This window comes from Kitasatospora sp. NPDC048722 (assembly GCF_040650235.1).
Lineage (GTDB): Bacteria > Actinomycetota > Actinomycetes > Streptomycetales > Streptomycetaceae > Kitasatospora.
Genome location: NZ_JBEZGX010000001.1, coordinates 363,398 through 382,949, shown reverse-complemented (window position 1 = coordinate 382,949; position 19,552 = coordinate 363,398). Strand labels below are relative to the sequence as shown.

Annotated in this window: 15 protein-coding genes; 8 read left to right on the top strand and 7 right to left on the bottom strand. The window is 74.9% G+C overall.

Features of this window, described 5'->3' with window-relative positions:
• Window positions 1-21: 21 nt before the first annotated feature.
• From AB0C76_RS01635 to AB0C76_RS01610, 6 genes are all read right to left on the bottom strand, one after another.
• Window positions 22-837: a polysaccharide deacetylase family protein gene (locus tag AB0C76_RS01635; protein WP_359957909.1), complete on the bottom strand. Its 816-nt coding sequence runs from the start codon at window positions 835-837 to the stop codon at window positions 22-24.
• On the bottom strand, window positions 834-1,856 hold the full coding sequence (locus AB0C76_RS01630) for a glycosyltransferase family 2 protein (protein WP_359957906.1): 1,023 nt from the start codon (window positions 1,854-1,856) through the stop codon (window positions 834-836). Before AB0C76_RS01630 ends, AB0C76_RS01635 begins: the two co-directional genes overlap by 4 nt.
• An 8-nt stretch (window positions 1,857-1,864) precedes the next feature.
• Window positions 1,865-3,364 carry a glycosyltransferase gene (locus AB0C76_RS01625; protein ID WP_359957903.1) on the bottom strand — a complete coding sequence of 500 codons (1,500 nt, stop codon included), beginning with the start codon at window positions 3,362-3,364 and terminating at the stop codon, window positions 1,865-1,867.
• A gap of 603 nt (window positions 3,365-3,967) precedes the next feature.
• Window positions 3,968-4,834: a glycosyltransferase family 2 protein gene (locus AB0C76_RS01620; RefSeq protein WP_359957900.1), complete on the bottom strand. Its 867-nt coding sequence runs from the start codon at window positions 4,832-4,834 to the stop codon at window positions 3,968-3,970.
• Between the two features lie 398 nt (window positions 4,835-5,232).
• Window positions 5,233-7,350, bottom strand: coding sequence for an EAL domain-containing protein (locus AB0C76_RS01615; protein ID WP_359957897.1), 2,118 nt, complete (start codon window positions 7,348-7,350; stop codon window positions 5,233-5,235).
• 178 nt (window positions 7,351-7,528) lie between these two features.
• A complete protein-coding gene (locus tag AB0C76_RS01610) occupies window positions 7,529-8,332 on the bottom strand; it encodes an SAM-dependent methyltransferase (protein WP_359957894.1) in 804 nt (267 codons plus the stop codon).
• Between the two features lie 231 nt (window positions 8,333-8,563).
• Here AB0C76_RS01610 and AB0C76_RS01605 point away from each other — a divergent pair, with 231 nt between their 5' ends.
• Both AB0C76_RS01605 and AB0C76_RS01600 read left to right on the top strand, forming a co-directional pair.
• Window positions 8,564-10,405: a glycoside hydrolase family 15 protein gene (locus tag AB0C76_RS01605; RefSeq protein ID WP_359957891.1), complete on the top strand. Its 1,842-nt coding sequence runs from the start codon at window positions 8,564-8,566 to the stop codon at window positions 10,403-10,405.
• Between the two features lie 9 nt (window positions 10,406-10,414).
• Window positions 10,415-10,870, top strand: coding sequence for an SRPBCC family protein (locus AB0C76_RS01600; RefSeq protein ID WP_359957888.1), 456 nt, complete (start codon window positions 10,415-10,417; stop codon window positions 10,868-10,870).
• A 135-nt stretch (window positions 10,871-11,005) separates the two neighbouring features.
• Here AB0C76_RS01600 and AB0C76_RS01595 read toward each other — a convergent pair whose 3' ends face one another.
• Entirely contained in the window at window positions 11,006-11,584 is a 579-nt protein-coding gene (locus AB0C76_RS01595) for an antibiotic biosynthesis monooxygenase (RefSeq protein ID WP_359957886.1), read from the bottom strand.
• Between the two features lie 157 nt (window positions 11,585-11,741).
• On the opposite strand from AB0C76_RS01595, the gene AB0C76_RS01590 reads away from it, so the two are divergent.
• The 6 genes from AB0C76_RS01590 to AB0C76_RS01565 all read left to right on the top strand — a co-directional run bounded on the left by AB0C76_RS01590 (window position 11,742) and on the right by AB0C76_RS01565 (window position 19,488).
• A complete protein-coding gene (locus AB0C76_RS01590) occupies window positions 11,742-13,025 on the top strand; it encodes an aminotransferase class I/II-fold pyridoxal phosphate-dependent enzyme (protein WP_359957883.1) in 1,284 nt (427 codons plus the stop codon).
• A 334-nt stretch (window positions 13,026-13,359) separates the two neighbouring features.
• Window positions 13,360-14,622: an ergothioneine biosynthesis glutamate--cysteine ligase EgtA gene (gene egtA / locus AB0C76_RS01585; RefSeq protein WP_359957880.1), complete on the top strand. Its 1,263-nt coding sequence runs from the start codon at window positions 13,360-13,362 to the stop codon at window positions 14,620-14,622.
• On the top strand, window positions 14,619-15,971 hold the full coding sequence (gene egtB / locus AB0C76_RS01580) for an ergothioneine biosynthesis protein EgtB (RefSeq protein WP_359957877.1): 1,353 nt from the start codon (window positions 14,619-14,621) through the stop codon (window positions 15,969-15,971). The genes egtA and egtB overlap by 4 nt, the downstream gene beginning before the upstream one ends.
• The gene (gene egtC / locus AB0C76_RS01575) at window positions 15,971-16,828 is read left to right on the top strand and encodes an ergothioneine biosynthesis protein EgtC (RefSeq protein WP_359957874.1); all 858 of its coding nucleotides are present in this window, start codon (window positions 15,971-15,973) and stop codon (window positions 16,826-16,828) included. The genes egtB and egtC overlap by 1 nt, the downstream gene beginning before the upstream one ends.
• Before the next feature lie 44 nt (window positions 16,829-16,872).
• On the top strand, window positions 16,873-17,844 hold the full coding sequence (gene egtD / locus AB0C76_RS01570) for an L-histidine N(alpha)-methyltransferase (RefSeq protein ID WP_359957872.1): 972 nt from the start codon (window positions 16,873-16,875) through the stop codon (window positions 17,842-17,844).
• Between the two features lie 219 nt (window positions 17,845-18,063).
• Window positions 18,064-19,488, top strand: a complete 1,425-nt coding sequence (locus tag AB0C76_RS01565) for a sugar porter family MFS transporter (protein WP_359957870.1) — start codon at window positions 18,064-18,066, stop codon at window positions 19,486-19,488.
• The last annotated feature ends 64 nt before the right edge of the window (window positions 19,489-19,552 follow it).

The following is a 19,552-nucleotide window of genomic DNA, read 5'->3' as shown; positions in this document are numbered from 1 at the left end:
CGCCCGCCCCGGCCGGCTCCCCTACGCCCCGGCCGGACCGCCGACCGGGCGCCCGAGCCCGGCCCGCAGCCGGCGGTAGCCGCGCCACGCCCTGGTGCGGACGGACTCGGGGTACGGCGCCACCCGCGCGCCCTGCCCGAGGGTCCAGCGGTGGAACACCTCGGGCGCCGTGTCGGCCCGGACGGTCAGCCGGGCGATCCGCAGCAGATCGTCCGCGCCCGAGCTGAACGCCTCGCGCACCGCGCACCCGGAGGTCCACCCGTACTCGCGAAGCCGGCGGCGCACCACGGCGCTGGAGTAGCCGTGCGGGTAGGCGAAGGACTCCACCTCGTGGCCGAGCACCTCCTCCAACTGCCGTTTGCAGTAACCGATCTCGGCGTCCAACGCACTCCACGACAGGGTGTCCAGCTGGGCGTGGGTGCGGCTGTGCCCGCCGATCTCGACCCCGCCCAGGACGTCCAGGTCGGCGATCTGACGCCACGACAGCATCGGCGCCGGCGGCAGCAGACTGCCCTCCGGCGCGCCGCCGGGCGGGTGGACGGCCCCGGTGGTGACGAACAGGGCGGCCGGCAGGCCGCGGTCGGCGAGCTGCGGGGCCACCGTCCAGAAGAAGTCCTCGAAGCCGTCGTCGAAGGTCAGCACGGCCGCGCGCGGGGGCAGCCGGGGACCGCCGTGCAGGGCCGCGACCAGCCGGTGCAGCGGGACCACGGTCAGACCGCTGTCGGCGATCCGGTCGAGCTGCTCGGCGAAGGCCCGCGGGGAGACGGTGAACGGCGCGATCCAGGACGGCGGGTCGTCGGCGACCGAGTGGTACAGGAACACGGGGACGGCGCTCACGGCGGGCTCCCGCCCGGCGCGGCGCCGCGGGCGGGCCGGGCGCCGTGCGGGCGGACGCGCCGGCGCAGCGAGCCGACCGCGTACCCGAGCGACGCGGCCGAGACGCCCCCGAGCAGGGCGCCGAGCGTGCGCAGCCCGCGGCCGCCGCCCGCCCGCACCTCCCGGAGGGCGGCCCGGGGCAGGGTGGAGCGCAGGTAGCGGCGTTCGCTGGACAGGGCCGGGCCCGCGCCCGCCCGGCCGGCCACGGCGGCCTTGGACAGGCCCTCGCAGTAGCAGCGCGACCGGAAGTACCGCCAGGTCGTCCTGGTGTCCGGCACGTGGTGGCGCACGGCCGCCGACGGCTCGTACAGCAGCAGGCCGCGCGGGCGGCGGGCGGCCAGGCGCAGGCACAGCTCGGTCTCCTCGCAGCCCAGCGGGCGCTTGCCGACGCGGCCGAGGCCGGTCCGGAAGCCGCCGGCCGCGATCACCTCGGAGCGCCGGAAGGACATGTTGGCGCCGATGAAGTTCCTTACCGGGGACGGACGTTCGGGCAGACCGCGGTAGGAGCAGCCGACCACCCAGTCGAACTCCGGCGGGAACCAGGCGGGTCGCCCGGCCTCCCACCACGGCCGCACCAGGCCGCCGACGCCGAGCACCCGCGGGTCGCGGTAGCCGGCCAGCAGGCGGTCGGCCCAGTCGGGTTCGGCGGCGGCGTCGTCGTCCAGGAACGCCACGATCTCGCCGTGCGCCGCGCGCACGCCGCTGTTGCGCGCGCCGGACAGGCCCCGGCACTCGCTGTTGGTGACGACCCGTACCGACGGGAAGCCCGCGGCCGCACGGGCGGCGAGCTCGGGGCAGTGGTCCACGACCAGGACGACCTCGTCGGCGGGCCGGTGCTGGCGGGCGACCGAGGCCAGGCAGGCGCAGAGGTCGTCCCAGCGGTCCGTGGTGTAGGCGCAGACCACCACGGACAGGCTCGGCGCGGCGGCGCCTGCGCGCGTGTCCGCGCTCCGGGCGGTCCGGCGGGAGGCGTCGGTCATGGTGCCCGTCAGCCCTTCCGGTTGTCGCGGTGGGCCCGGTGCACGGCGGCCAGGTAGCCGAGCGGCCCGTACAGCAGGCCCTGGAGCTCCAGCCGGGAGAGCCGCCACGACCAGGCCTCGTCCGCGGCCGGCCGGGCGCGGGCCCGGCCGAGGGCGAAGGCGATGCCGCGCGGGAGGCGGCGCAGCAGCGCGGGCAGGAGCCGCGGTTCGTGGAGGGCGGCGGCGGTCAGGTAGGCGCCGAGGCCGCTGCCGTACCCGAAGGCCTGGACGGCGAGCGCCTCCTCGGTGCGGCGGTGGCGGTGCCAGACCACGGCGCCGGGCTGGTAGACGAGTTCGCGCCCGGCGGCCAGCACCCGGAAGAAGGCGAGCAGGTCCTCGCCGCCCCTGGCCGGCGTGCCGGGGCCGGTGGCCAGGTCGAACCCGCCGAGGGCGCGCAGCAGGTCGGCCCGGATGGCCATGTTGCCGCCGGAGCCGAAGCGCCCCGCGGTGAACGGGAAGAGGGGGTCCGGTGGCGGGGCCGCGAGGGACCACCGCCGGAGGGCGAAGCCCTTGTCGAAGTCCGCGTGGCGGACGACGGCGGCCTGGGCGTCGGTGACCAGTTCGGCGGGCAGGATCAGCCCGGTCACGCAGCCGGTACGCCGGGACCCGGCGAAGGCCTCCGCGATCGCGGCGAGCCAGGCCCGGTCGACGACGATGTCGTCGTCGACGTAGGCGATCAACTGCCCCGCGGCGACGGCCAGTCCGCGGTTGCGTGCCCGGGCCAGGCCGGCGATCGGCTCGCGCAGGTAGCGGACCCGGCCCTGGTAGTGCTCGCGGACCAGGCGGGCGGCGGCCTCGCTGTGCGGCGCGTTGTCCACCACGACGACCTCGAACCGCGGGTAGTCCACGCGCAGGACGGAGTCCAGGCAGTCCCGCAGCATCCCGGCGCGGTCGTGCGTGCACACGACCACGCTGATCAGCGGTGCGTCGCGGAGGGTGTCCGCCCGGGCCGCGAGGCATGGATGGAGGACGCGGGCGGACGCTCGGGGAGGGTGGGGGCCGTGGTCGTTCGCGGGCGGCGTCCGGTCGGCCGCGAGGTGGCGGTCGATCGGGACGGCGAGTTCCCGGCGGGCGGCCTCGGTGAGGGCCGGGAGCAGCGCACCGGGGCCTTCGGCGCTCGCGCCGACCAGGCCGAGCGGGTGCCCGTGCAGCCTGACCAGGGCCAGGGCCCGGCCGGAGGCCTCGGTGGCGTCGGTGCCGTCGGGTGTCCGCAGGCGGGCCCGGCCGGGGTCCGCCGCGGATTCGGTGTCGGGTTCGACGTCGGGTTCGACGTCGGGTTCGACGTCGGGTTCGACGTCGAGGTCGAGGTCGAGGTCGAGGTCGAGGTCGAGCACGTGCCCGGGTCGACACAGCGCCGTGCCGGTCCTCGCTCCGAGGGCGGTCCCGGACCGGGCGCCGTCGCCTGCCGTGGTGGCATCTGTCGTCGTGGCGCCCGTCGTCGTGGCCTCGGGCCACCTGGTGCCGCGCATCGTTCCTCCTCACGGTGCCTCTGGGCGTTGCCGGCTCGGGACTCGGACCGGGCGGGCCGGTTCGGGCGGGTCCGCGTCAGCGCGGACCCGCCCGGTGGGCGGGCGGGCACCCGGGGCGCGGCGACCCCGACCGGGACGCGCTCGGGGGCTCCGCCCGCGGTGGCGCCGCCGGAGCCCCGGCGTCTCGGATCGGCCTGCGGCCGGTGCGGTCGGCTCGGTGACCTCGGTCGGCGCCGACCGTGTCGTCCGTCCGCGGGCCCGCAGGCACCCGGGCGCGTCCGGCCCGACCGGGACGCGCCGCGGGTGTCGCGGTGGACGGGGTGGGAACGCGCGGTTCCCGGAGGGAGGCGTCGACCAGCGCCCGGTGCGGCGCGGCGAGGCCGCCCGCCGTACCGGTGGCCGTGGCCAGGCCGGGCAGGTGTCCGTGCAGCCGCACCAACGCCGACACGCGGCCGGCCGGGTCGACGGCGCCGCGACCGCCGGGTGCGCGCGAGGCCCCCGGCTCGTCCGGATCCGGCTCGACGACACGGACGGGGGTGTGGAGCGAGTCGCGGGCGGCAGGGCGCGGGCAGGCGGCCTCGGTGCGCCGGTCGGTGCCCTCCATCAGCGCTCCCCCAGGGAGGCGGCCGCCGGGGACCGGGCGCCGGGACGCTCGGCGATCAGGGTCCTCAGCACCCGGCGGCCGTCGGAGACGGCGTGCAGGTGCGAGTGACCGCTGCGGCGGGGGAGTTCCAGGCTCGGCACCTCGGCGATCCGCAGTCCGGAACGCAGCGCGTGCGCGATCATCTCGGCCTCGATCTCGAACCCGGTGGAGCACAGGTCGAGGGCGTCCAGGAAGGAGCGGCGGAAGGCACAGTAGCCGTAGCACAGGTCGGTGAGGCTCGCCTCGTAGAGGCGGTTGACGACGGCGAGCAGGAAGCGGTTGCCGAGCGAGCGGATCCTGGTGAAGTCCAGCGAGCCGCCGCCGGCGATGCAGCGCGAGCCCTTGACGAAGTCGAAGCCGTGGTCGAGGAAGTGCAGGTAGTGCGGGATCTCGCCGGGCCACATGGAGCCGTCGGCGTCCATCATGACGATGTACTCGCCGGTGGCGGCGGCGAACCCGGTGCGCAGCGCGTTGCCCTTGCCCGGGGCGCTCTGCTGGACGCTGCGGACGGTCGGCAGGCACTGCCTGGCCATCGGCACGGTGGCGTCGCTGGAGGCGCCGTCGACCAGGATGACCTCGTCCACGCAGCGCGGGATCTGTTCGAAGACCCAGGCGATGTTGCGGGCCTCGTTCTGGGCGGGGACGACGAGGCTGACCGTGTGGGTGGTGGCGACGACGTCGCCGGCCCGGCGCATCGGACGGTGGTCGAGGACCCGGTCGCTGGCGCGCCGGTGCGGGTGCCGGTCCGGCGGGATGCCGGGGGGCCGACCTGCGTACGGGTACGGGACGACGGTGGGGGGCACGGTGGGGGGCACGGTGGTACTCATGGAGGGCCTCTCGAACGAACGGAGGCGGGGGGCGGCCGGCGACGCCGGGGAGCGGCGCGGCACTGCCCTTGGAGATGTGGCGAACAGGCCCGGGGCGCGGACGGATACGCGCACGCGCAGCCTGGGGAGGTGGCCCCGCTGGGGCCGCCTGAACTGTCGAGAGCGCCTGGGGCGGCCGAAGGTGGGGTGCGCACCGCTCCGGGCTCTCGCACGGCGCCGAGGGCGCCGTCGGGACGAACCGGGCCGCCGCGTCCCGCGGGACGCTGGCTGAGCCAATGACTAATCGTCCGTCCGCACGCACGGTGACGTCAAGGGCTTTTTGTCCGATTTTCGGCGTAACTTCCCATGACTCGTGGTGACGCCGAGTCACCGCTCCCGATCGTCACCCGTCTCGGACGTCAGCGTTCCCCGACCGGACGGCCCTGCGGCTCCTCCGCGATCCGGCGGGCGATCTCGGCCGGCCGCACCGGGCGCCCGAAGTGCCAGCCCTGAGCCCAGTCGCAGCCGATGGTGCGCAGCCGCTCGGCGTCCCTGCGGGTCTCCACGCCCTCGGCGGTGACGGTCAGCCCGAGCGCGTGTGCCATCGACACCAGCCCGCTGACGATGCGCCACCCGGTCGACTCGTCCTTGCCGGGGTCGTGCAGGTCCCCCACGAAGGACCCGGCGATCTTCAGGCCGGAGACCGGCAGGTCGCGCAGGTAGGCGAGGTTGGACCAGCCGGTGCCGAAGTCGTCCACCGCCAGCGACACCCCGAGGTCCACCAGGCCGTGCAGGGTGCGCAGCGCCTCGTCCTCGGGCCCGACCACGGTGGACTCGGTGATCTCCAGCTGGAGCCGGGCCGGGTCCAGGCCGGTGCCGTCCAGGATCCGGCCGAGGTCGGTGACCAGCGCCGCACTGCGCGCCTGACGCACCGCCAGGTTGACGTTGAGCTGGGGCGCGGCGTCGCCGAACCGCTTGATCCACTCGGCCGCCTGGCCGCAGGCCTGCTCCAGCACCCAGCGGCCGAGCGGCATGATCAGCCCGGTCTCCTCGGCGGTGGTGACGAACTCGTCCGGGCCGAGCACGCCGAGCTGCGGGTGGCGCCAGCGCACCAGCGCCTCCACGGCGGCGAGCCGGCCGTCGCCGAGCGCGTAGAGCGGCTGGTAGTCGATGAAGAACTCGCCGCGGTCGAGGGCGGCCGGCATCCGCACCGACACCGCGTACCGGCTGACCGCGCGGGCGTTCTCCTTCGGGTCGAACAGCGTCCAGCGCCCCCGGCCGGCCTCCTTGGCCCGGTAGAGCGTCAGGTCGGCGGCCCGGACGGCGGCGCCCGGGGTGGTCGTGGACACGCGCCGCTCCAGCACGCCGACGCTCGCCCCCACGGCGAGCTTGTGATCGCCGATCAGCACGGGCCCGGCCAGCGCCTTGAGGACGGTCTTCGCGGCGGCGACGGCCTCCTGCTCGCCCCGGCACTTCTCCAGCAGGACCACGAACTCGTCGCCGCCGAGCCGGGCGACCAGGTGGCCGAGCGGGGAGAGCGCGGCCTTCAGGCGGGCGGCGACGGCGGAGAGCAGCTGGTCGCCGGTGTCGTGGCCGAGGCTGTCGTTGACGATCTTGAAGCCGTCGAGGTCGACGTAGCACAGGCCGAAGCGGGCGCCGGGCTCCGGCTCCTCGAACAGCTTCTCCAGCCGCTCGAAGAAGGCCGCCCGGTTGGGCAGTCCGGTGAGCGGGTCGTGGGTGGCCTGGTGGCGCAGCCGCTCCTGGAGGCGGTAACGGTCGGTGACGTCCTCCAGCATCGCGACCTGGTACTGCGGCCGGCCGTCGTCGTCGCGGATCAGCGAGACGGTGAGGTGGGTCCAGATGACCTCGCTGTCCTGCCGGTAGTACGGCTTGTCGAACTGGAAGTAGTCCCGCTTGCCGCTGATCAGGTCCTCGTACGCCTCCCACACGCCGGGGGTGTCCTCGGGGTGGACGAGGTCTCCGACCCGGCGGCCGATCATGTCCTCGGGCCCGGCGCCGAACAGGTCCTGCAGAGCCTTGTTCACGGCCAGGATGTTGCCGTCCGTGTCGCCGATGCCGATGCCGATCGCGGCGCTCTCGAACAGGGCGCGGAAGCGGGCCTCGGAGGCGCGCAGCGCCCGCTCGGCCTCCTTGCGGGCGACGTCGGCGGCGGCCCGGATCGCCTCCTGCTCGCGCAGGGTGCGCTCGCGCAGGGCGGCCGCCCAGCCCGCGGCGAAGGCACCGGTCAGGGCGGGGCCGCGGTCGTCGCCGACCGGCTGGGCGTGCAGCAGCTCCACCGCGCGGGCGAGCACGACCGGGTCGGTGAAGTGCGCGTCGACCAGCTCCGCGCCGGCCTGGGCGGCCAGGTGCGGCTCGAACGGCTCGTCCTGCTGGGCGCGGTGCAGCAGCGCGGCGGTGCGGGCCACCAGGCGGCCGAGCAGGCCGGGGTGGACGACGGCGCCGTGGTCGCCGGAGAGCAGCCGGGCCCACTCCTCGTGGAAGCGCTCCGCGCTGCCGGGGGCCGGGGTCCTGCTCATGCGGCCGCCGCCCCGGCGGTCGCGGTTGCGCCTCTGCCGGCCGGTCGCCCGCCTCGTCCGACGCGTCCGCTGGGCCCGGTGCGTCCGACGGGCCGGGTGCGTCCGACGCGCCCGGTGCGTCCGATGGGCTGGGTCCGTCCGATGCGTCCGCTGAGCCCACTGAGCCCGCTGGGTCCGTTCAAGGACGGAACCCCACGCCCGCCACCCCGCTCATCCGCTCGGGGTGTTCGCCGACCGACTCCGGCTGGTCCGGCCGCCACTGCGGCAGGTAGACCACGCCCGGCTCCACGAGCTCGAAGCCCTCGAACATCGCGGTGACCTGTGCGCGGGTGCGCATGGTCAGGGGGGTCGGCGTCATCCGGTACAGGTTCTGGTGGTCCTCCGCCTGGTCGGGGCGGCCCTCCGAGGAGGCGTGCGAGAGGACCAGCGCGCTGCCGGGCGGGAGCGCGTCGCGGATCGTGGCGATCAGCTTCCACGGGTCCTCGTCGTCGCTGACGAAGTGCGCGACGGCCACCAGCAGGACGCCCACCGGCTCGCCGGCCGCCAGCAGGTCGGCCACCTCCGGGCGGGCCAGCAGGTCCGTGTCGCGCAGGTCGGCCTGGACGACGGCGCACTGCGGGTCGTCCGCCAGCAGCAGCCGGCTGTGCGCGACGGCCACCGGGTCGCGGTCGACGTACACCACCTGCGCCTCGGGGCGGATCGCGCGGGCGATCTCGTGCACGGCGCCGAAGGTCGGGATGCCGGAGCCGATGTCCAGGAAGCGGGTGATGCCGCGCTCGGCGAGCAGGGTCACGGCGCGGCGCAGGAAGGCGCGGTTGGAGCGCATGATCTGGGGCAGCTCCGGCCACAGGGCGAGCGCCTTGCGGGCCATCTCCCGGTCCACCTCGAAGTTGTGCGATCCCCCGAGGTAGTAGTCGTAGACCCGTGCGGCGTTCGGTTTGTCCAGGTCCGTGCCCTCCGGTACCCAGCTCGGTCGCCGCATGCCTGTGACTCCTTCACTCCGATTCCGGGGCAGCAGCGACCACAGGGCACTGCTGTGACAGATGAGACTACAAGCACAGAAGATCCTCCCCCGCACCCCGAACGGGTGCAAGCGGAGTGTCCGCTTCCCGCGCCGTCTCCCGCGCCGACCGGCGGGGCGCCGAGTGGGGGTGCCGACCAGCGGGGCGGGCGGCGGGGGCGCCGTCCGGGCACGGAGCCGAGAATGGAGGTGATGGCCGGACGCATCGAGGACTACGCCCTCATCGGCGACCTGCAGACCGCCGCCCTGGTCGGCCGGGACGGTTCGGTCGACTGGCTGTGCCTGCCCCGCTTCGACTCCCCCAGTTGCTTCGCCGGACTGCTCGGCGCCCCCTTCCACGGCGCCTGGCAGCTCGCCCCCGCGGGCGCCGGCGCCTGCCGCACCCGCCGCTACCGGGGCGACAGCCTCGTCCTGGAGAGCGAGTGGCACACCGCCGCCGGGCGGGTCCGGGTCACCGACTTCATGCCTCAGCGCGGCCCGCACGGGCGGCGTGCCCCTCAGCTGATCCGCGTCGTCGACGGCCTCACAGGCAGCGTCCCGATGCGCGGCGCGCTGCGGCCGCGCTTCAACTACGGCCGCGTCGCCCCCTGGGTGCGGCGCACCGGGCACCACCGGGTCGCCGTCGCCGGGCCCGACTCCGCCTGGCTGCGGGTGCCCGACGGCGTGCACACCTACGGCCTCGACGGGGTCACCACCTCCGATTTCACCGTCGCCGCCGGGCAACGCGTCCCGTTCGTCCTCACCTGGCAGCCCTCCCACCTGGCCACCGCCCCGCGCACCGATCCCGACCGGGCGCTGCTCGACACCGTCTCCCGCTGGCAGCACTGGGCGGCCGGGTGCCGTTACCAGGGCGAGTGGCGGGCCGCCGTCCTGCGCTCGCTGATCACCCTCAAGGCGCTCGCGTACGCGCCCACCGGCGGGATCGTCGCCGCACCCACGGCCTCGCTGCCCGAGCGGATCGGCGGGGCTCGCAACTGGGACTACCGCTTCTGCTGGCTGCGCGACTCCTCCATGACGCTCTCCGCCCTCCTGCGCAGCGGCTTCCGCGAAGAGGCCGTCGCATGGCGCCGCTGGCTGCTGCGCGCCATCGCCGGGGACCCGGGCGACCTCCAGGCCGTCTACGGGGTCGCCGGCGAACGCGTCCTCGGCGAGACCACCGCCGACTGGCTGCCCGGCTACGAGGGCTCGCAGCCGGTGCGGTTCGGCAACGCCGCCGTCGGACAGCTCCAACTCGACGTCTACGGCGAGGTGGTGGACACCCTGCACCTCGCGCTGCTGGCCGGCCTGCCGATGGAGCGGCACGTCTGGACGCTGCTCCGCTCGCTCATGGCGTACCTGGAACAGCACTGGCGCGAACCCGACGAGGGACTGTGGGAAGTGCGGGACGGGCGGCGGCACTTCGTGCACTCCAAGGTGATGTGCTGGGTCGCCGCCGACCGCGCCGTCCGGCTCGCCGAGGCCACCGGGCTGCCCGCGCCGACCGAGCGATGGCGGGCGATGCGCGACGCCGTCCACGCCGACGTGTGCGCCCACGGCTACGACCGGCGGCGCGGCGTCTTCGTCCAGCACTACGGGGGGCAAGGGCTGGACGCGGCCACCCTGTTCGTCGTCAAGAGCGGGTTCCTGCCGCCGGACGACCCCCGGGTCGTGCGCACCGTCGACGCCGTCCGCGACGGGCTCGACCACGGCGGACTGGTCCGGCGGTACCGGGCCGGATGGTCCGGCGACGGGCCGGACGGCGGCGAGCCCTCCGGGGACGGGCCGGCCGGGTACGGTCTTTCGGGGGACGGGCTGGCCGGGGGCGAAGGCGCCTTCCTCGCCTGCTCGTTCTGGCTCGCCGACGCGCTCGCCGCCACCGGACGGGCGGACGAGGCGCGCGGACTGTTCGGACGCCTGGTCGGGCTCGCCAACGACCTGGGCCTGCTCTCGGAGCAGTGGGACCCGCACGCCGGACGCCAACTCGGCAACACCCCACAGGCATTCAGCCACGTCGCCCTGGTCAACACCGCGTTCACCCTGACCCGACCGGACTAAGCTGGGGCCGTGGACCCCAACCACTACCGCTTCCGGGGCACGTGGCAACTCGCCGCGCCCGCACGGAAGGTGTTCGCGGCGCTGGAGGACGTGCAGAGCTACCCGCTGTGGTGGCCGGAGATCCGGGAGGTGCGGCAGACGGGCGAGGAGGAGGGGGCGGTGGTGGTGCGCGCGCTGCTGCCGTACACGCTGCTGATCGGGCTGGAGGCGCGCCGCCGCGACCCGGTGGCGGGGGTGCTGGAGGTCGCCATGCGGGGCGACCTCGCCGGGTGGTCCCGGTTCACCGTCACACCGGAGGGCGCGGACCGCTGCCGCGTGCTCTTCGAGGAGGACACCCGCCCGGGCAAACCCCTGCTGCGCCGGCTCGCCCTGACGCTGCACCCGCTGTTCCGGGCGAACCACGCGGTGATGATGCGGCGGGGGCGGCGCGGCCTGGCGCGGTACCTGGCGACGGCGGGCGGGTGAGGGCCGCCGGGCTCGGGCGAACGGGTTGCGACGAACAGATTTCAGCGAACAGATTTCAAAATCTGTTCGCTGAAATCTGTCATCTGTTTTCTGTCATCTGTTTTCTGTCATCTGTTTTCTGTCACCTGTCAGCAGTCACTTGTCCGCCGGGAACAGCCACCTCCGCAGCCACCGCGTCACCAGCGGCAGCGCCGCGTACGTCATCAGCCCGCTGATGAGCGGCGCGGTGACCAGCGGACGGACCGGTACCGGCAGGCCCGCGAGATAGGGGGCGATCAGCACCGCGGACGCCACGACGAGCGGGGCGATGGCGATCGTCGAGGCGACCGCCATCCGCCAGCGCACCGGCGGGCGGCGCTGCGCGGCGCCGGGCGTCGTGGCGAACCAGCCCTCCATGCCGAGGATCTCGTGCCGGTGCACCTCGTGGTGGTGGCCGTCCGCCTTCTCGAAGCAGGCCGCCCGGGCCGGGGAGGCCTGCCAGGCGCGAAAGGCCCCGGCGTCGCGGAAGTGCAGCAGCAGGTGCCAGGGTTCGCCCGGCCCGGCCGGGCGCAGCAGCCCGGTGACGAGGTTGCCCTCGTGGGCGCAGGCGGCGGCGAGGATGTTCTTCGCCCACGCCTCGAACGCCTCCTCGTAGCCCGACTCGACCCGCCGGGCCACGAACAGCGTGACCTCGTCGCCCTGTTCGGTGGCCGTCTCCTGCGCCGTCATCGCCATCCGCCGCCCGCCTCTCCCCCGTGCGCCTGCCGTTCGCAGGCCGCCCGGAGGATACGGCCCACTGCCCGCACCCCGCCCGCCGCGCCCGAAGCGTGGGACGGGCCGACCCCGCCGGGGTTAGCGTGGCGGCGCACGCCCGACGCCCCGGAGGCCCGCCGTGAGCCGCAGCCCGAGCACCCCGCCCAGCACCCCCGGCCCCACACCCTCGCCCACCCCCTCGCCCACCCCCTCCGCCGCTCCCACGCCCGCGCCCGCCCCGGCGCCCGACTTCGGCTTCGGGCGGCCCTTCGACCGGTCCGGGACCGGGAGCAGCAAGTGGGCGCGGGCGGCCGCGCCGGGGGTGATCGCCATGGGCCTCGCCGACATGGACCTGCCGGGCCCGCCCGCCGTCGCCGAAGCGCTCACCCGCCGGGCCCGGCACGGGGCGTACGGGTACACGGTGTGCGACCCGGCCGGGCGGGAGCTGGTGGCGCGCTGGTACCGGACGCGGCACGGCGTCGCGGTCGACCCGGACTGGGTGCTGCTCCTGCCGTTCGGCCCGCGCACCGCGATCCGGCTGCTGCTGGAGGCCGTACGCCCGCAGGCGCCCGTCGCCTTCCCCGCCCCGGAGTGGGGCGGCTTCGCCCAGGTCTGCCGCGCGGCCGGCCTGCCGCACCGCGCACTGCCGCTCTCCCTCCGCCCGCAGGACGGCTACCGCCTCCCGTCCGGCCTGCTTCCCCGCCCCACCTCCGTGGTGCTGCTCAGCAGCCCGCACAACCCGTCCGGTCGCGTCTGGCCCGCCGAGGACATCCGCGCCCTCGCCGAGGAGGCGGCCGAGGCGGGCGCGCTGCTGGTCTCCGACGAGGTGCACGGCGACCTCACCCACCCCGGCCACACCCACCCCGTCGCCGTCGCCACCGTCGACGAGCCGCTCCGCGCCCGAACCGTCACGCTCAACTCCGTCGGCAAGACCTTCAACGCCTCCGGTCTCCCGAGCAGCTTCGCGCTCGTACCCGATCCCGCCCTGCGCACCCGGCTGCTCGACACCATGGCGGGCTTCGGTTTCTGGGAGGGCGGCCTCGTCGAACAGGCCGTCCAGCACGCCGCGCTCAGCGAGGGCGGCCCCTGGCTGGACGCCCTGCTCGCCCATCTCGCCGCCGCCCGCGAGCGCCTGACCGACCGTCTCGGTCCCGCCGTCCGCTCCGCGCCGCAGGCGTCCTACCTGCTCTGGCTCGACGCCGCCGCGCTGGGGCTCCCCCCGGCCACCGCCCGCCAGGCGCTCCTCGACCGCTGCGCGCTGGAAGCCTCCGACGGCACCGAGTTCGGCGCCGGATCCGGCACCGGGGCCGGACCCGCGCCCGGCCCCGCGTCCGGCCCCGGTGGCCACGGCTCGCTGCGCCTGAACTACGCGCTGCCACAACCCGTGCTGGAGACCGTCCTCGAACGCCTCGCGCGGATGTGAGCACGGGTGTGAAGATCTCCGGGAGCGCCCCGTGAGAGCGCCCTCGAACTCAGCACGGAATACCGCCGACCGACGTTCACGGACAGTCCCGTTCACCCGATTGCACCGCCCTTGACCTGCAAAGACGAACATTCACGCGAATTTTGCGGGGCGCCGCCGCATGCTCCGTAGCAGACTGGGCAAAGTAGACCGGGCCGCAATCGTGATCCCGAGGATGGTGAGTCCGGTGATACCCGTATCCCCAGCCACTCCGCCCGACCGGCAGAGCCCCCCGACGGCCCCGAGCGGGGTCACCCCGCTGACGGAATCGGGGGCGCGCAGCCACGTGTCGGGGGTGTGTTTCAAGATCGGTCCGCCCCGGCTGGTCGGTGTCGAGGTCGAGTGGTTCGTCTACGACGCCCGATGTCCCAGCCGGCCCGTCCCCCCTGAACGGACCCACGCCGCCCTCCGTTCGCTGCCGCTCGGCGGCGAGGACGGCACGTCACTCCCCTCCGGTTCGCGTCTCACGCTCGAACCCGGCGGACAGGTCGAGCTCAGCTCCCCGCCCGCCACCGGCCTCCTGGCCTGTGTCGACGACACCCGGCGCGATCTGACCGCCCTGCGGGCCGCGTTCGCGGCGCAGGGGCTGCGTCTCACCGGCACCGGCACCGACCCCCTCGCCCGCCCCCGCCGGATGGTCCTCGACCATCCCCGCTACCTCGCGATGGAGCGGCACTTCGACTCCGCCGGCCCCTGGGGCCGCATCATGATGACGGGCACCGCGTCCCTCCAGGTGTGCCTGGACGCCGGCGACGCGGACGGCCCGCACGCGGTGGACCGGCGCTGGCTGCTGGCGCACCGGCTCGGCCCGGTGCTGGTCGCGGCCTTCGCCAACTCACCGCTGCTGGACGGGAAGCCGACCGGCCACCGGTCCACCCGGCAGACCGTGTGGTCCCGGATGGACCCGACCCGCACGCTCGCCCCGGCCCCCGACCACGGCGACCCGCGCGAGGCGTGGGCGCAGTACGTGCTGGACGCCGAAGTGCTGTGCGTGCGCCGCCCGGACGGCCTGCCGTGGACGGCTCCACGCGGCCTCACCTTCCGCGACTGGCTGCGCGGCGCCGGCGAACGACCGCCCACCCTGGCCGACTTGGACTACCACCGCACCACCCTCTTCCCACCGGTGCGCCCGCGCGGTCACCTGGAGCTGCGGATGATCGACGCCCAGCCCGGCGACGGCTGGGTGGTGCCCGCGGCCCTGGTCACCGCTCTGCTGGACGACCCGGTGGCCGCCGACGCCGCACTCGCCGCGCTGGAGCCCCTGGAGGCGCCGGGGCCGCCGCGGGGCGCGGACGGCCCGCGCCCGCCCCGCAGCGACATCTGGCGCCGGGCCGCCACCCTGGCCGTCGCCGACCCCGAGCTGCGCCGCGCCGCGCTCGCCTGCTTCGCCGCCGCCGACGCCGCGCTGGGCCGCCTGCCCGGCGCCGGACGGCTGCGCGCCACCGTCGCCGACTTCGCCGAGCGCTACCCCGCACGCGGCCGCTGCCCGGCCGACGACCAGCTGGACGCGCTGCGCGCCGGCACCCGACGCACCCTCCCGGAGGAGGCCGCCCCATGACCGACGTCCGACCCCCCGCAGAGGCGCCGACGGGCACCGAGTCGCTGCGCGACGCCATCGCCGCCGAGCTGCTCGCCGCCCGTGCCCGCACCGCCGCCCTCACCGACTGCGTCGAGGACCACGACCTCACCGCCCAGCACTCACCGCTGATGTCGCCACTGGTCTGGGACCTGGCCCACATCGGCAACCAGGAGGAGCTCTGGCTGCTGCGCAACGTCGGCGGCCACGACCCGATGCACCCGGAGATCGACCCGCTCTACGACGCGTTCCAGCACCCGCGCGCCGAGCGCCCCAGCCTGCCGCTGCTGCCGCCCGGCGAGGCCCGCGCCTACGCGCACGAGGTGCGCGGCCGGGTGCTCGACCTGCTCGCGGCGAGCCCGCTGGAGGGGGCGCCGCTGCTGGACGCCGGCTTCGCGTTCGGCATGATCGCGCAGCACGAACAGCAGCACGACGAGACGATGCTGATCACCCATCAACTCCGCAAGGGCGAACCCGCCCTGGCCGCTCCCCCGCCACCGCCCGCGCCCGCGGACGCCGCCGCGCTGCCCGCCGAAGTCCTGGTCCCTGCGGGGCCGTTCACGATGGGCACGGACATCGAGCCGTGGGCGCTGGACAACGAGCGCCCGGCCCACGTCGTCGACCTCCCGGCGTTCCGGCTCGACACCACCCCCGTCACCAACGGCGCCTACCTGCGCTTCATCGCCGACGGCGGCTACGACGAGCCACACTGGTGGAGCCCCGAGGGGTGGGCGCACCGGCGGCAGGCCGGCCTGACCGCCCCGCTCTTCTGGCGGCACGAGGACGGCCAGTGGCTGCGCCGCCGCTTCGGCACGCTGGAGCCCGTCCCGCTGGACGAGCCGGTGCTGCACGTCAGCTGGTACGAGGCGGACGCGTACGCCCGCTGGGCCGGGCGGCGGCTGCCGACCGAGGCGGAGTGGGAGAAGGCCGCCCGGCACGACCCGGCGACCGGCCGTTCGCGCCGCTACCCCTGGGGCGACGGGACCCCGACGCCCGACCGCGCCAACCTCGGCCAGCGCCACCTGCGCCCGGCTCCGGCCGGCAGCTACCCGGAAGGCCAGTCCCCTTACGGTGTCCGGCAGTTGATCGGCGACGTGTGGGAGTGGACGGCGAGCGACTTCCGCCCCTACCCGGGCTTCCGGGCGTGGCCGTACAAGGAGTACTCGGAGGTGTTCTTCGGGCCCGAGTACAAGGTGCTGCGCGGCGGCGCCTTCGCGGTCGCGCCGGTGGCCTGCCGGGGCACCTTCCGCAACTGGGACTATCCGGTCCGCCGGCAGATCTTCTCCGGCTTCCGCACGGCCGCCGACGTCCTCGACCAGGGGGATGCCTGATGTGCCGCCACATCGCCTACCTGGGCCGGCCGCTGGCTCCGGGAGAGCTGCTGGTCGCGCCGCCGTACGCACTGCACCGGCAGTCCTGGGCGCCGCGCGCGCAGCAGTACGGCACGATGAACGTCGACGGGTTCGGCCTCGGCTGGTACGCGGACGGCGACGAGATCCCCGCCCGCTACCGCCGGGCCGGGCCGATCTGGGCGGACGCCGCCTTCGCCGACCTCGCCCGGGTGGTCCGCACCCGGGCGCTGCTGGCGGCCGTCCGCTCCGCCACCGAGGGCTGCGCGGCCGGCGAGCACGCCGCCGCACCGTTCTCCGCCGGGCGCTGGCTCTTCAGCCACAACGGCGCCGTGGCCGGCTGGCCGGACAAGCTGGACGCACTCGCCAGACTGCTGCCCGCCGCCGAGCTCCTGGACCTGGAGGCGCGCACCGACTCCGCCCTCGTGTGGGCGCTCACCCTGCACCGGCTGCGCGCCGGGGCCGGACTGGGCGAGGCGCTCGCGGCGACCGTCGCGGACGTCACCGAGCACACCACCGCGCGGCTCAACCTCCTGCTGACCGACGGCCGCTCGGTCGCGGCCACGACGTGGGGCGACACGCTGCACCACCGCACCCTGCCGGGGGGCGGTCTGGTGGTGGCCTCCGAACCGTACGACGACGAGCCGGGCTGGACGGCTGTCCCCGAGGGCTCGCTCCTCGTGGCCGGCGCGGAAACCCCGGCCGGTGCGGAAACCACGGCCGGCGCCGACGCCCCGAACGACCTCGACGCCACCGCCGCAGTCCCCGCTGAAGCCGGACCGGAGGGGGCCCACCCGGCGCCGGCCGTCACCGTCCATCCCCTCCCCCGCCGCGGCTGAGCCCGCGCCCTACCTTCACCTTCTGAACAGAGGACCGCCCTGTCATGAACAGCTTTGACCTCACCAGGCTGCTCCCCGCCGACCACTTCAGCACCGCCTTGCGCCACGACGTGCAGCACGGCCTGACGTCCGAACCCAAGTGGCTGCCCCCGAAGTGGTTCTACGACGCGCGCGGCAGCGACCTGTTCGAGGAGATCACCCGGCTGCCCGAGTACTACCCGACCCGCGCCGAGCGGGCCATCCTCACCGCCCGGGCCGGCGAGATCGCCGCCGCGACCAAGGCCCGCACGCTCGTCGAGCTCGGCTCCGGCTCCTCCGAGAAGACCAGGCTCCTGCTGGACGCCCTGAACGACCTCGGCACGCTGCGCACCTACGTCCCGGTGGACGTCAGCGAGAGCGCGCTCACCTCGGCCGGCGAGGCGCTCGCCGCCGACTACCCCGGGGTCGCGGTGCACGGCGTGCTGGCCGACTTCACCGCACGGCTCGGCCTGCCGCCGGACGGCGCCCCGCGCCTGGTCGCCTTCCTCGGCGGCACCCTCGGAAACCTGCTGCCCGACGAGCGCGCCGGCTTCCTCGGCGGCCTCCGCGCCACCCTCGACCAGGGCGACCACCTGCTGCTCGGCACCGACCTGGTCAAGGACCCGGCCGTGCTGGTCGCCGCCTACGACGACGCGGCCGGGGTGACCGCCGAGTTCAACCGCAACGTGCTGAACGTGCTCAACCGCGAGCTGGCCGCCGACTTCGACCCGGAGGCCTTCGAGCACGTCGCGCTCTGGGACGCGGAGCGGGAGTGGATCGAGATGCGGCTGCGCTCGCTGCGCTCCCAGACCGTGAAGATCCCGGCCCTTGACCTGCCGGTGCACTTCGAGCGCGGCGAGGAACTGCGCACCGAGGTGTCGGCCAAGTTCCGCCGCGAGCGGGTGGCCGAGGAGCTGGCGGCGGCCGGGATGCGGCTGACCCACTGGTGGACGGACGAGGAAGGCCGCTTCGGGCTGTCGCTGTCCGCCCCGATGTGAGGCCGCCCGGCCCGCGGCGCGGCGGAGCGGCCGTCGCGCCGCCCGCCGCCCGCCGCCCGCCGCCCGCCGCCCGCCGCAGGACCACGTCGGCCCCAATTTGCTTGTTCACCTTACGAATTCTCTGAGCAAAACTTGAGGAGTCTGGTGTACAAGAGTTAAACAAACAGGGGTTACGATCTCGACTACCGAGCTCAGCGTTGAGTACCAGGAGTCAAGATCGTGAGCGTCACCCAGAAGCCCTCCGGGGCGGTCGAGGCCACCGCGCCCGGCCGCCTCGGCTTCGTCGTCTTCATCACCGCCGCCGCCGCCCTCGGCGGGTTCCTGTTCGGCTACGACAGCTCCGTGATCAACGGCGCCGTCTCGGGCATCCAGGAGAAGTTCGGGGTCGGCGACGGCGTGACCGGTCTGATCGTCTCCTCGGCACTGCTCGGGTCGGCGATCGGCGCCGCGGTGGCCGGCCGGTTCGCCGACCGCTACGGCCGCATCAAGGTCATGAAGGCGGGCGCGCTGATGTTCGCCGTCAGCGCCGTCGGCTCGATGCTCCCGTTCTCCGCCTGGGACCTCGCCTTCTGGCGCGTGCTGGGCGGCGCCGCCATCGGCATCGCCTCGGTGATCGCGCCGACCTACATCGCCGAGGTCGCGCCGACCAGGTACCGCGGCCGCCTGGCCTCCTTCCAGCAGGCCGCGATCGTGCTCGGCATCGCGATATCCCAGCTGGTCAACTGGGTGCTGGCGGACGCCGCCGGCGGCGACACCCGCGGCAAGCTGCTCGGCCTGGAGGCCTGGCAGTGGATGCTCGGCATCTGCGTGATCCCGGCCGCCGTCTACTTCGTGCTCTCCTCGGTCATCCCCGAGTCCCCGCGATACCTGATCCAGGCCGGCCGCCTCGACGACGCCCGCACCGTGCTCGCCGAGGTCGAGGGCGAGGGCATCGACACCGACGCCCGGATCGCCGAGGTCCAGGCCCTGATCGCCTCCGACCACCGCCCGCGCTTCCGCGACCTGCTCGGCGGCCGCTTCGGCCTGCTGCCGATCGTCTGGGTCGGCATCGGCCTGTCGGTCTTCCAGCAGCTCGTCGGCATCAACGTGATCTTCTACTACTCGTCGATCCTGTGGCAGTCGGTCGGCATCGACCAGAGCAACTCGCTGCTGATCAGCTTCATCGGCTCGGTCATCAACATCCTCGGCACCGTGATCGCGATCCTGCTGGTGGACCGGATCGGCCGCAAGCCGCTCGCCCTGATCGGCTCGGCCGGCATGGCCGTCGCCCTCGGCGCCGCCGGCTGGGCGTTCTCCTCGGCCACCGGCAGCGGCGACAACGTCACCCTGCCCGACCTCCAGGGCACCGTCGCGCTGATCGCCGCCAACGCCTTCGTGCTGTTCTTCGCGATGTCGTGGGGCGTGGTCGTCTGGGTGATGCTCGGCGAGATGTTCCCGAACCGCGTCCGCGCCGCCGCCCTGTCCGTCGCGGCCTCCGCGCAGTGGATCGCCAACTGGGCGATCACCGTCTCGTTCCCGTCGATGTCCCGCTGGAACCTGTCCGCGACCTACCTGATCTACGCCGCCTTCGCCGCGCTGTCGATCGTCTTCGTGGCCAAGTACATGAAGGAGACGAAGGGCGTCCGCCTGGAGGACATGGGCTGACGGGAGGACACGGGCCGCTCCGCCGGCCCCGGACCTCCGGCCCCCGCACCCTAGCGCGATCAGC